The organism is Streptomyces abyssomicinicus, from assembly GCF_008974245.1.
Classification (GTDB): Bacteria; Actinomycetota; Actinomycetes; order Streptomycetales; family Streptomycetaceae; genus Streptomyces; species Streptomyces abyssomicinicus.
The window spans coordinates 165,912-178,440 of sequence record NZ_BBZI01000007.1 but is presented as its reverse complement, the minus strand read 5'-3'; the positions used below and the strand labels follow the sequence as shown (position 1 = coordinate 178,440).

Below are 12,529 nucleotides of genomic sequence, written 5' to 3'. Positions count from 1 at the left end.
GGCATCACCGACGTCGGCGACCCCGAGGAACCGGCGGGAGCCTGCCGTGCTGCGTGAGATAAGCCTCGGCGGACGGCCGGACGGCGCCACGGTGCGCGGCGCGCTGCGCGACGGCTTCTTCCTGGTGCGCAACTCCGTCCCGGAGAGCCTGCTCGACGAGTGCTACGGCTTGCTCGAGGAGTTCTTCTCGCTGCCCCTGGAGGCGAAGCTGGGCGCCCGGGTGACGGGCACCAACGGGCAGTCGGGGTACACGCCGCCGCTCGTGGAGACGGCCGAGAAGTCCGACCGCACCCCCGACTGGAAGGAACTCTTCCACTGGGGCGCGCCCCTGCCCGCGGGCCACCCGCTGCGCACCCGCTTCCCCGCCCGCTACCCGGACCCCCGCATGCCCGACGAGCTGGTTCCGGGCATCGGCCGGGCGCTGACCGAACTCCACACCCGCATGCGGGAGTTCCAGGTCCGGGTGGTCGGTGTCCTCGGCGAGGCCCTGAACGTCCACCCGGGCTACTTCGAGGAGATGCTCGAGGACGGGCCGGTGGTCAACCGCGCCGCCTGGTACCCGCCGATGCGCGACGCGCCCTCGCGGGCGCACACCTGGGCCGTGGAGCACAAGGATTTCGACCTCGTCACGGCGCTGCCCCGGGCGACCTCCCCCGGCCTGCAGGTCCTCGGGCGGGACGGCGAGTGGTTGCCGGTGCACGCCCCGGAGGGCTACGCGATCGTCAACGTCGGCATGGTCCTGGAGCGGCTCACCGACGGTCTGGCACGCGCCGCGGTGCACCGGGTGGTGGCCGATCCCCAGCAGACGGGGCCCCGGCTGTCCATCGTCCAGTTCTGTCATCCGACCCCCTGGACGGTGCTGACGCCGCTGCGGCCGCCCGGCTCGCCGGACGCACCCCGGCGCTTCCCCACACTGACCGCCGACGCGCTCTTCGAGCGCACCATGTACCGCATCAACCGGCTCGACACACGGACCGGCCCCGGTGCGGGAGAGGACGGGTGACGTCGTGCCCGCCGTGTGCGAGCCCCCGCTCGGGGCGGGGAGCGCGGGGTGTCGCCGTACGGGCTGGAAGGGCCTCGCGGTGGGCCAGGGGGCCCGGGATCAGAGGGCCCGCGGTGGGCCGGCGGGCCCTCGGTGGGCCGGCGGGCCGAACAGTTTCCGCTCCGTACCGGGAAGGACCGATGACCGATGACCACGCACACTCCGACCGACGTCCCCGTCGCCCCGCTCAGGCTCGCCGTCCTCCAGGCGGAGGCGACCCCGGCCGACGTGGCCGGCAACTCCCGGCTGGCGGCCCGCATGGTCACCGAGGCGGCCTGGCTGGGCGCGCGCGTGGCCGTCCTGCCGGAGCTCCACCTCTGCGGGTACGACCTCCCGACCCTGATGGCCGACGCGTCGCGCTGTGAGGTGGCGGCCGACGCGACCGGCACCGTCACCGACGGGCGTCTGGACGCCCTGGCCGAGGCGGCCGTGCGGACGGGGACGCTGGTACTGGCCGGTGCGGCGGTCCGGCGTGCCGACGGCCGGCTCGCCAACGGCCTGCTGGAGTTCACCCCGTCCGGCTCGGTCCGCCTCGGCTACGCGAAGCAGCACCTCTGGCACGCGGACGAGGCCAGGATCTTCACCGCCGGCACGGGCGGGGACGGTTTCTGGGAGGTCGACGGCTGGCGGCTCGGCGGAGCCGTCTGCTACGACATGTCCTTCGCCGCGCATGCCGGAGCCGCCGCCCTCTCCGGTGCGCACGTCTACGTGTGCGCCAGCGCGTTCGTCGTCGGAGCCGAGCGCCGAGCCGCTGTGTACATGCCTGCCCGCGCGCTGGAGAACACCTTCTACAGCGTCTTCGCCAACGCGATCGGCGGCCCCGCCGACCGCCGGGCGGGAGGGGCGAGCGCCGTGTACGCCCCGGACGGCGCCTTGGTCGGCGTCGCGCGGACGGACCGCGCCCAGGTTCTGGTCGGCGAACTGGAACCCGGCCGGATCACGTCCGTGCGCACGCTGTTGCGCATGCTCGCGGAGCGCGCGGAAGCCGCGCGCTCCGCGAGCAGGAGGGCGGTGCCGGCCGTGTCGGGCGGTCGTCCGTGACCCGCCCGGAACCCGGCGCCCGCCGCCCGGTCAGCCGGCGGCGAGCAGCTCGAGCGTGTCGATCACCCGGTTCGAGAAGCCCCACTCGTTGTCGTACCAGGCGACCACCTTGACGTGGCGGCCGTCGACGCGGGTGAGCTCCGAGTCGAAGATCGACGAGGCCGGGTTGCCCGTGATGTCGGAGGACACCAGCGGGTCGTCCGAGTACTCCAGGACGCCGGCGAGCGGCCCCTCGGCGGCGGCACGGTACGCGGCCAGGATCTCGTCCCGCGTCACGTCACGGGCGACGGTCGTGTTGAGCTCGACGATCGAGCCCACCGGCACCGGTACGCGGATCGAGTCGCCGGACAGCTTGCCGTCGAGGTTCGGCAGCACCAGGCCGATCGCCTTGGCCGCGCCGGTCGTGGTCGGCACGATGTTGACGCCGGCGGCGCGGGCCCGGCGGGGGTCGCGGTGCGGGCCGTCCTGCAGGTTCTGCTCCTGCGTGTAGGCGTGCACCGTCGTCATGAACCCGTGCTCGATGCCGGCGAGTTCGTCGAGGACCGCGGCCAGCGGCGCGAGCGCGTTGGTGGTGCAGGAGGCGTTCGAGACGATGGTGTGCACCGCCGGGTCGTAGGCGTCGGTGTTCACCCCGAACGCCAGCGTGACGTCCGCGCCGTCGGCGGGCGCGCTGACGAGCACCTTCTTCGCACCCGCGTCGAGGTGGGCGCCGGCGGCCTTGGCCGAGGTGAAGCGGCCGGTGGCCTCCAGGACGATGTCGACGCCGAGTTCCGCCCACGGCAGCTGCGCCGGCTCGCGCTCGGCCAGCACCTTGATCCGGCGGCCGTCGACCACGAGGACGTCACCGTCGACGGTCACCGGGCGGCCGAGCCGTCCGGAGGTGCTGTCGTAGGCGAGCAGCCGGGCGAGCGCGGTGGGCTCCGTCAGGTCGTTGACGGCGACGATCTCGAGGGTGGTGTCACGCTCGAGCAGCGCGCGCAGCACGTTGCGTCCGATGCGGCCGAATCCGTTGATGGCGATGCGAGTCATGGGTGATGTCCTTCCTTTCGCCATCAGTCTCGCCAGCCGCCCGGGCCGCTGACAGTGGCGAGATCGCCACAGTTCGAAAGGATCGTGCCACCGGTCGCCCGCCCGGCCGGTCGCCCCGTCGCCCGCCCCGTCGCCCGCCCGGTCACGCGCCCGGTCACTCGCCCGGTCACTCGCCCAGGGTGAAGGTGCGCCGGTACTCGCTCGGCGTGGTGCCGAGGATGCGCTGGAAGTGAAGACGCAGGTTGGCGCCGGTGCCCAGGCCGACGTCGGCGGCGATCTGTTCGACGCTGCGCTGCGACCGCTCGAGCAGTTCGCGGGCCAGGTCGATCCGGGCGCGCATCACCCACTGCATCGGCGTGTAGCCGGTCTCCTCGACGAAACGCCGGGAGAAGGTACGCGGCGAGACCTCGGCCTGCCGCGCCAGGACGTCGAGTGTGAGGGGTTCGCCCAGCCGGTGCAGCGCCCACTCCCGGGTGGCGCCGAAGCGCTCCCCCGTGGGCTCGGGCACGCTGCGCGGCACGTACTGGCCCTGTCCGCCGCTGCGGTAGGGGGCAGCGACCAGGCGGCGGGCCGCGTGGTTGGACGCGGCCACCCCGAGGTCGCCGCGCAGGATGTGCAGGCACAGGTCGATGCCGGAGGCGGCGCCGGCCGAGGTGAGCACGCTGCCCTCGTCGACGAACAGCACGTTCTCGTCGACCTGGACCAGCGGGTGCCTGGCCTGCAGCGCCCGCGCGTAGTGCCAGTGGGTCGTGGCACGCCTGCCGTCGAGCAGGCCCGTGGCGGCGAGGGCGAAGGCGCCGGTGGAGATGGCGGCCAGCCGCGCGCCCCGGGCGTGGGCGGCGATCAGCGCGTCGACGACGGCCCGAGGCGGGTCGTCGCGGTCCGGGAACCGATAGCCGGGGACGAAGACGATGTCGGCCCACCCGAGCGCCTCCAGCCCGTGGGCGACGTCGTACGACAGGCCGTCGCCGCCGGTCACGGGACCGGGCGCCGCCCCGCACACGCGCACCTCGTAGGGCATGCTCGCGCGGGTCGTGAAGACCTGCGCGGGGATGCCGACGTCGAGCGGCTTGGCGCCCTCGAGCACGAGCACGGCGACACGGTGGAGTCGGGAGGCTGGCATGCGACGAGGCTACGTGCGACCTGCTCCCGCCCCGCCGGGCCCTCCCCCGACGCGCTCACCGGGTCGTCAGGAACCTCTCGACCGATGTGGCCAGTGCGACGGGCGTCTCGTCGATCGCGTAGTGGCCCGCGTTGGACAGCACCTCCAGCTCGCAGCGCGGATACCACTGCCGGAAGGTGGCCTCCATGACGTCCGCGCCCAGCGCGGGGTCGTGCTCGCCGACGATCACCTTCACCTCGACCGGGTTGCCCTTGATCTCGGCGTGGAAGTCGGTCCTCGCCCACGCCTGGAGGAAGCCCGCGACGGCGGCGGGCGTGGAGTGACGCCGCGAATGGGCGACGACGGCGTCCAGCCAGACCCCGCTCAGCCGGTTGCCGGTGGTCATGTCGACGATGACCCGCCGGTTGGCGGGCTCGTCGGCCGCTCCGGAGAAGAGCGCCCAGGCCTGGTCGTCGAAGGGGACACCGCCGGCCGGCACCGGGGAGATGCCGACCATGGCGCGCACCCGGTGCGGCGCGTCGGCCAGCACCCGCTGCATGACCGCGCCGCCCATCGAATGCCCGACGAGCGAGAACCGCTCCAGGCCGAGGCGGTCGGCCAGCGCGAGGACGTCCGCCGCGGCTTCCTTCAGCGTGTGGTCACCGGTCTCGTGCAGACGGGACCCGTAGCCGCGGTAGTCGGGGAACACGTACCGGAACTCGGCGCCGTTCAGATGCGGACGGACCGTCCGCCAGGCCGCCGCCGAACCGAACCAGCCGTGCAGCGCGATGACCGCGTGCGGTCCCTCGCCGTATTCCTCGTGTGTCACGCCGCGTGTCCTTCCCCTGAACGATGACCGGTGACCGATGGCCGGTGACCGGTGACCGGTGACCGACTGAGCCGATACGGCCCCATTGTCCGGTCCTGGCCCCCCGAAGAGAAGAGCCTCGCCCGGGCGGTGGGCCGGAAGGTCCGTCGGTTCCTACTGGTACACCTTGCCCTCCTGGGGAGAGCCCTCGTACTTCGCCTGGGCCTTCGCCAGCGCGTCGGTCGCGGAAAGCCCTTCCTTCTGCATCAGTTCCTGCTGCAGGCGTGCCTTGAGTGTGCCGCTGCCTTCGACCGCCGCGGACACGGACCACGGTGTCCGGCAGGCATAGATCAGCAGCGACTTGTACCTGCTGAACGCCGGCGCGTTCTCGATGATGACGGGCAGTGGCGGCGTCTCGGCCTTCCTCGCTTCGGCGAACTCCTCGGCGACCTTGCCGGACCACTGGAAATCCAGCATGACCGCCACGTCGCAGTGGTCGACCAGCCCGGTCACGCGGTCGATCTCCAGCGAGAGTTCGGTGGCGTGGTGGGGCTGGACGTACTCACCCGGTGCGCTCGTGGTGGGTTCCCACCCGGCGTTCGCGAGGGCCTCGGGCAGTGACGCGAAGACTTGGGCATTGGCCCCGATCCGGTTCAGGCTCTGCTCCCCCTGAACGGCGAAGCCGTACTGCCGTGGCGTACCGACGGTGATGGGGTGCTTGTCCTCGTAACCGTGCGAGAACCACGCCAGCATGTCGGGGCGCTTGGGAGCGGAGGCGCTCCTGAGCATCGCGACGGTTCCCCGGCCCAGGCCCTCGATGTCGAAGGTCCGTGTCTCCAGCCTGGGCATGTCGGGCTGCCGCTCGCGCCAGACGCGGTCGGCCTCGGAAACCGTGCCCCCGGCCCGCTCCTGGTACTGCTCCATGGACTCCGGAGCGTCGCTCTGCTGCGCCGGCGACGCGACGGCGCCGATCTCCGCGTCCATCGCGGCCCTGGTCACGTTGTTGTCGAGCAGTTGCTGCAGGGCCTGCTTCTCCGGCAGTTTCGTCAACCGCGCGGGCGCGTTCCCATTGAGACCGAGGAGCTTCTGCCACACCCAGTTCTTCTGCGCAGGGGTCAGTTGAGGGCCTTCCCCGGCCCACGCCTGGAAGAAGGATCGCGAGGTCTTCGACACCCGCTGCACGACGTTGGCGTGGGCCGGGGCCGACACCGGTGAGGGGCTGTGCTCCGGAGCCACCGAACGCTGCACGCCCTTCGTCTGCCGTCCCAGTTCGGAGGCCGTGTTCTCGGCGTCGCGTTCCAGGGCGTCGGTAGGGTGGCTCACCCCCGTGGGCACGCCTCCGGCCCGCTGCTGGCGGACGTGCTGCAACTCGTGTCGCACCGTGTGGTCGTCCATGTCGGCCGCGGTGCGGAAGACGATCCGGTTGGTCTTCGTGGTGTAGGCCTTGGCCCCGAGGGCGTCGGCCGATCCGCGGTCGACGTGGACACGGACGTCGCTGAAGTCCTCGCCGCCGAAATCGCCTTCCATCTTGCGCTGGAGGTCCGCCCGCAGCGGGCTGCCCGAGGTCCGTGTCACGGCGTCCGCCTGGGCCATCGCGTCGGGCTCCACCGCCCCGTCCTCGACGAGGCGCTGAGTGGCGTTGGCGTGGCCGCAGTGCGCGTCGTGCTGGTGGCGTTCCTGTTCCATCAGACGGACGACCGCGGCGTTGCCGATCGTCCGCTGGAGGGAGCGCGCGGCCTCGGGAGACATCCCGCCGGTACGCCCGGCGGCGGCAGGCCCCGGGCCGAGGAGAGCCGGGGCCTGGCCGGCCTGCCGAGGAAGCGCCCGCTTGTCGTTGCCCTGCTCGGCGAGGCGCTGCTCTCTGTCGGCACGCATGGCCGCTTCCTCTCGTTCAGGCACACACGGATCAACGACCCATGCTGCCGCGCCGCCCGGCCGGGGAGAAGGGGAAAGAGGGCAGGGCCGGAGGAACGAGGACTGCCCGAACGTACGCACCGCTCACCGCAGCCCGGGGGCCGTGACCGCGGGGTTCGCCGGGTGCGCCAGGTGCGCCGGGGTGGGCCGTCCCGCGCGGGTCAGCGCTGGGCAGCCGGCTGCCGCAGGCCGTTCTCCAGCAGCGCGAACGCGTGCCGCGCGTCCGCCACCGCCCCCTCGAAACGCGCGTCGGCCGGCTCCCCGCCGGCCAGACGCCGGGCGTTGTCCTGCGCCAGCGCCCACTGGACCGCGACGATCTGGACGGCGGCCAGGCGTGCCGTGAGCTCCGGCGTGTCCGCCGTTTCCTCCAAGGCCAGGGCGAGTTCGCGTTCGGCGCCCGCTTTGAAGCCCTCCATCCGCGCCACCAGCGAGGGCGCGTCGTAGATCATCCGGGTGAGCCGCAGCACCTGCGGGTGGTCGTTCAGCCCGCTGATCGGGTCGCGCTCACGCAGTCCGCGCAGGAAGTGCTCGCGCACGGCGGCCAGCGGATCCGTGCCGGGCTCGCGGGCCCGCACCACGCGTGCCGCCTCGGTCTCGTGGTCGGCGAGCCGGTGCACCACGAGGTCTTCCTTGGTCGGGAAGTACGCGAACAGCGTGCGCTTGGACACCTCCGCCGCCTCGGCGACCTGTGCGACCGAGACGCGCTGGAAGCCGTGCTCGAGGAAGAGCGCGATCGCCGCGTCGGAGATCGTCGCGCGGGTCCGTCGTTTCTTGCGTTCCCGCAGCCCTGCCTTGGCGTCCTCCATGTTTCCCACGCTAGCAGTCCGCTCCCCCCAGGCTATTTTTGCACTCGGTATACTTTTGCCCTCGGGCGAGTGAATGTGAGGGGCTGGACATGGACGACGCCGGGACCGCGGGGACCGTCGAGACCGATGTGGTCGTGGTGGGCGCCGGGCCCACCGGGCTGATGCTGGCGTGCGAGTTGACGCTGGCAGGCGTCAGGACGCTGGTGCTGGAGAAATCACCCCACCGGATCGAGCAGGTCAAGGGCGGGGGGATCCAGCCGCGCTCGGCCGAGCTGCTGGAGTCGCGCGGCCTGCTCGAACCACTGCTGACGTCCTCCGCCTCGAGTGTGCCGACGGGCGGGCACTTCGCCGGCCTCCCGGTGCCCCTGGACTGTTCTCCCTGGCGGACCAGGCACCCGTTTCCCCTCTCCTGCCCGCAGTGGAGGGTCGAGGAGGTGCTCGAGGAGCGGGCCGTCGCCGGGGGCGCGCGGGTTCTCCGCGGCTCCGCGGTCCGCGCGGTCGAGCAGGACGGCGGCGAGCGGGAGGGCGGTGAGCGGCAGGGCGGCGTGCGGGACGGCGGCGTCACCGTCGTGTCGGCGGACGGGCTGCGGGTGCGGGCGCGCTACATGGTGGCCTGCGACGGCGCGCACAGCACGGTACGCAAGCTGCTGGGCCTGCCGTTCCCCGGCAGGCCGGGCACCCGGCGGGCGGTGCTCGCCGACATCCGCCTGGCCACCGCCTCGGATTCGGTGCCGCGGGAGCTGGGGCACATGAGCACGCTGACCCGCCGGGCGGGAGGCTACTGGGCCATGCTGGTGCCGCTCGGCGAAGGCCGGTACCGGCTCACCTACGGCCGCACGGACACGACGGACCGGACCGGCTCGGACGACGCCGACCTCGGCGGTGCCGGCGACGGCGACGCGCCGGTCACCCGGGAGGAGATCGGTACGGCGCTGCGGGCGGTGTACGGCGACGGGACCACCCTCGGCGAGGTCCACAACCCGTCCCGGTTCACGGACGCCACCCGGCAGCTGGAGCACTACCGGGCCGGCCGCGTCCTCTTCGCCGGCGACGCCGCGCACATCCACCCTCCGCTGGGCGGCCAAGGCCTCAACCTCGGCCTCCAGGACGCGTTCAACCTCGGCTGGAAACTGGCCGCCGAGGTCCAGGGCCGGGCACCGCACGGCCTGCTGGACAGCTACCACCACGAACGCCACCCCGTGGCGGCCGGGGTCCTGCACCACACGTCGGCACAGCGCCTCCTCGCGGATCCGGACCCGAGCGGGGACGTGGCGGCGCTGCGGGACATCGTCGTCGACCTGCTGCGCCTGCCCGACGCCAACCGCCACATCGCCGGTCTGGTGTCCGGCCTCTCCCTGCGCTACCCGCTGCCGGGCGACCACCCGCTCACCGGCCACCGGGTACCGGACGCCGGCCTCGTCACCGGCACGGGACCCACCCGCCTGTCCTCACTCCTCGGCTCCGGTCACGCCGTCCTGCTCGACCTGGCCGGCACCCTGCCGGACGGCCTCCGCCTCCCGCCCCGTGTCGACCTCGTCCGCGCCACCTGCCCGGACGGCCTCGGCGCGGCCGTCCTGCTCGTCCGGCCCGACGGCTACGTCTCCTGGGCCTCGGACCGTGCGCCCGTCGCCGGGGACACCCTGCTCTCCGCGATCGGCAGGCTGGCGCGGACCGGCTGAACCGGGACCGCCGGACGCCCCACCGCGTGGCGGAGGGGGTCGGCGCCGGTTCGGAGAGCCGGCCCCTCTCCCACCCACCCTCACGGGTACGTCAATGGGGCCCGGTGGGCCGCCTCTCCGCTCAAGGAGGCGTCCCACCGGGCCCCGGTCGCGTGCCACGCCGTCCCCACGTGCGGCACGCTCAGGCCGTCCGCCTCATCCCGCGGGCGGCCGGCCTGGGTCTTCGTCAAGTCCGAGCGAGGGCAGTACGGCGGATTCCACGAACCGCACCATGTGGCCGGCGTCGGCATAGCGGGCGGAGAGCACCGGCCTGATGCGCATCACGCCGAACAGCATGTCCGGCACGAACGGCAGCGCCGGATGGTCCGCGGGAACCTCGCCCCGGTCGACCCCCCTGCGCAGGATCGCGCGCAGAGCGGCCACCTCGGGGTCGACCAAGGCCTCGCGCAGTGCGTCGCGGAGGTCACTGTCCGCCGTGATGGCATGCCCCAGGGCCTGGGACAGCCGGGTGTCCCCGTGCGACACCTCCCCCAGGCTGGCGGCCACCTGCCGGAGGTCCCCGGCGAGCGATCCGGTGTCGATCGCGGCGAACCCTCCTCGGCGGCTGGCGCGCAGCGCGGCGGCCACGAACTGGGTCTTCGTCTTCCACTGCCGGTAGAGCGTCGACTTGCTGCACCGGGTGGCGGCCGCCACACCGTCCATGGTGACGGCCTCGTAGCCGTGCTCACGGATCAGCTCCAGCACGGCGTCGAAGAACTCCCGCTCACGCTCCGGGGTGATCTTGGAACGCCGCGAGGAGGCTTCCGGCCGGACTCCGTCCTCGGCACGCAACGCCATGCCCACTTCCTTCCTCCGCCGCTGCACCGCGGCTTCGGGGCTTGCCCACCCCTACCGATACTCGATCGTATCGATACTTGCCAGTACCGGAACTCTACCGTATCGACACGGGAACGTGTCGATAAAGCTCCGCGGCCGCCTCTGGGCGCAGGTGGGGTGAGGTGGGCGTCGGCCCGCGAGGTGCCCGGCGCCGGACCGGCCGGCCGGGCGGCCGGGCGGCCGCAGGGCCTTCCCCGGACGGGTGAGGGCGGCGGCGGGCGCGCTCGGTCGCGTCGTGGGCGCGGAGGCACGGGCACGCGGGAGGAACCGGGCGACGCGGCGGCGCCGCCCTGGCGTCACGTCGTCCGTGACGTGGACGGCGGTGCGGGTCTCAGCGGGCCCCGGCCGGGTTGGCGTCCTCCCCGAGGTAGGTGCCGTATCCCTCGACGACCAGCGGGCCGTCGAAGATCAGCACCTCGTTGACCAGACCGCCCTTCTGGTTGCGGTAGTTGATGACCAGGCAGTCCACGCCCAGGTAGCTGCCGACCACCTCGAACCGCAGGTCGGGGATGCGGCGCAGTCCCTCGGCCCAGTAGTCGCGCAGGGCCTCCTTGCCGCGGATGACCCCGTCGCCGCCGAGGAGTTGCGCGGCCACCGGCGACCGGAACGTCACGTGGTCGCTGAAGTGCGCCAGCAGGGCGTCCAGGTCGTGGGCGTTCCACGCCGTCACCCAGGAGTCGACCCACGTCCGCGCGCTGCCATGATCCATGGGCGCATTGTGCCATCGCCGAGGCGACGACCATCCCGCGATCAGAAACACCGCGGAACACGAAGGTGAGCCCAAGACCACGCGGCGCCCCGGCAGGCCCGGGGCCCGGAAACCCAGCAGCCCGGCAGCCGGAAGGCCCGGCAGCGGGCCCGGGAGGCCGGGAGGCCGGGTCCCCGGGCAGGGGGTGGGCCGTCCCGGCCGGCCGGGGCCGGTCAGGGGCAGGTGCTGCGTACCGTCCTGCCCACCCGGTGCGCCTCGTCGAGGATCAGCTTGCCGTACGGTTCCCAGACCCCCCGCAGGCGGCTGGTGACCACCACCAGGTCGACCGACTGCTCCGGCAGACAGGTACGCACCCCGAGCCCGTGCCGGACGCGGTGCGACGAGCCCCCGGCGGCCGCGCCGGCCACCACGCGTTCGTCGAAGTCGAGGAGGACGGCGTCGTCCGGCAAGGACGGCGGCAGCGACCCGCCGCAGCCGAAGACGGCGACACGCGATCCGGCCGGCACGTCCTGGATCAGGGTCTCGATCTCCTGGCGGACGCTCAGACCGCCCGCCTCCCGCGTCCAGTCGAGCAGTGACGCGTACCGGCCGTGCAGGGTCGCGGAGTTGTCCTGCACCAGCCAGTCCCCGGTGGCGAACCAGGCCCAGTTCAGCTCCACCGCCGGCTCCGGGAACTTCCTCAGCAGATGCAGGGCGTTGTGGACGACGCTCTCCGCGTTGCCCGCCGGATCGCGTTCGTGGGGTGTCTCGATGGCCCACGCCTCGCGGCCCACCCGGAACCCGGCTCCGGCCTTGTACAGCCGCAGGCCGAGGTCCAGGTCCTCCACGCCCCAGCCCTCGAAGGTCTCGTCGAACCCGCCGACCCGCCAGAAGTCCTCGGTGGTGACGGACAGGTTCACCGTCCAGGACATGATCCAGGGCATCGGGAGCGCGTCCGCGTCGAAGTCCACCGACGCGAACTCCGGGTGACGGCAGTCCTGGAAGGAGGGGTCCTCGCCGTAACGCCGGTGCACGTCCTCCGGGGAGAGCTCCGCCACGGCCTCCGCGAGACCCGGCGTGGGGTCGAACGGCCGGTAGCCGTACGTGTAGCCGATCACGACCTTCGGCCCGGCCTCGCCGTCCCGCCCGGTGTGGTGCGCGAGGTGCCCCTGGAGGAAGCCGGGGCCGGCGAGCGTCCCGGTGTCCAGGAAGACCAGGACCGGCGCTCCGGCCAGGCGCGCACCGGCGTTGCGCGCCGCGGCGGCGCGCGCGCCCCGGTCCTCCTGGAAGAAGTACCGCAACGTCAGCCGGGACGCGAAGGACCGCACCAGCTCGGCGGTCGCGTCGCTCGAACCGTCGTCGGCGACGATCACCTCGAACTCGTCGGCCGGCAGGCTCTGCCCGGCGAGCGACTCCAGGGTCGCCCGGAGTTCCTCGGCGCGGTTGTACGTGGGTATGACCACCGACGCCCGAGGGCTCGTCGAACTCATGTCTCTCCATCTTCCGGTAGGGGTTCACGCCGACGGGTCACCGCGGCGGACGGG

The 12,529-nt window shown here is 73.1% G+C and carries 11 protein-coding genes; 3 read left to right on the top strand and 8 right to left on the bottom strand.

The features are described 5' to 3' along the window. Positions 1–46: 46 nt before the first annotated feature. On the top strand, positions 47–1,003 hold the full coding sequence (locus GBN72_RS14310; RefSeq protein WP_151772177.1) for an isopenicillin N synthase family dioxygenase: 957 nt from the start codon (positions 47–49) through the stop codon (positions 1,001–1,003). Positions 1,004–1,189: 186 nt separating this feature from the next. After that, on the top strand, positions 1,190–2,083 hold the full coding sequence (locus tag GBN72_RS14305; RefSeq protein ID WP_151772176.1) for a carbon-nitrogen hydrolase family protein: 894 nt from the start codon (positions 1,190–1,192) through the stop codon (positions 2,081–2,083). A 30-nt stretch (positions 2,084–2,113) separates the two neighbouring features. Here the strand turns inward: GBN72_RS14305 and gap are convergent, their stop codons facing one another. The 5 genes from gap to GBN72_RS14280 all read right to left on the bottom strand — a co-directional run bounded on the left by gap (position 2,114) and on the right by GBN72_RS14280 (position 7,742). Further along, positions 2,114–3,112 (bottom strand): type I glyceraldehyde-3-phosphate dehydrogenase, encoded by a 999-nt coding sequence (gene gap, locus GBN72_RS14300; RefSeq protein WP_151772175.1) that lies wholly within the window; start codon positions 3,110–3,112, stop codon positions 2,114–2,116. A 166-nt stretch (positions 3,113–3,278) separates the two neighbouring features. Continuing rightward, a complete protein-coding gene (locus tag GBN72_RS14295; protein WP_151772174.1) occupies positions 3,279–4,235 on the bottom strand; it encodes a GlxA family transcriptional regulator in 957 nt (318 codons plus the stop codon). A gap of 55 nt (positions 4,236–4,290) precedes the next feature. Further along, on the bottom strand, positions 4,291–5,043 hold the full coding sequence (locus GBN72_RS14290; RefSeq protein WP_151772173.1) for an alpha/beta fold hydrolase: 753 nt from the start codon (positions 5,041–5,043) through the stop codon (positions 4,291–4,293). Positions 5,044–5,196: 153 nt separating this feature from the next. Continuing rightward, entirely contained in the window at positions 5,197–6,897 is a 1,701-nt protein-coding gene (locus GBN72_RS14285; protein ID WP_151772172.1) for an eCIS core domain-containing protein, read from the bottom strand. A 200-nt stretch (positions 6,898–7,097) separates the two neighbouring features. Beyond that, a complete protein-coding gene (locus tag GBN72_RS14280) occupies positions 7,098–7,742 on the bottom strand; it encodes a TetR/AcrR family transcriptional regulator (RefSeq protein ID WP_151772171.1) in 645 nt (214 codons plus the stop codon). 89 nt (positions 7,743–7,831) lie between these two features. Between GBN72_RS14280 and GBN72_RS14275 the strand changes: the two genes are divergently transcribed. Continuing rightward, positions 7,832–9,421: an FAD-dependent monooxygenase gene (locus GBN72_RS14275; protein ID WP_151772170.1), complete on the top strand. Its 1,590-nt coding sequence runs from the start codon at positions 7,832–7,834 to the stop codon at positions 9,419–9,421. A gap of 195 nt (positions 9,422–9,616) precedes the next feature. Here the strand turns inward: GBN72_RS14275 and GBN72_RS14270 are convergent, their stop codons facing one another. The 3 genes from GBN72_RS14270 to GBN72_RS14260 all read right to left on the bottom strand — a co-directional run bounded on the left by GBN72_RS14270 (position 9,617) and on the right by GBN72_RS14260 (position 12,475). Beyond that, positions 9,617–10,258 carry a TetR/AcrR family transcriptional regulator gene (locus GBN72_RS14270; protein ID WP_151772169.1) on the bottom strand — a complete coding sequence of 214 codons (642 nt, stop codon included), beginning with the start codon at positions 10,256–10,258 and terminating at the stop codon, positions 9,617–9,619. A 370-nt stretch (positions 10,259–10,628) separates the two neighbouring features. After that, positions 10,629–11,006: a nuclear transport factor 2 family protein gene (locus tag GBN72_RS14265; RefSeq protein ID WP_151772168.1), complete on the bottom strand. Its 378-nt coding sequence runs from the start codon at positions 11,004–11,006 to the stop codon at positions 10,629–10,631. Between the two features lie 212 nt (positions 11,007–11,218). After that, the gene (locus GBN72_RS14260) at positions 11,219–12,475 is read right to left on the bottom strand and encodes a glycosyltransferase (protein WP_151772167.1); all 1,257 of its coding nucleotides are present in this window, start codon (positions 12,473–12,475) and stop codon (positions 11,219–11,221) included. Positions 12,476–12,529: the final 54 nt, after the last annotated feature.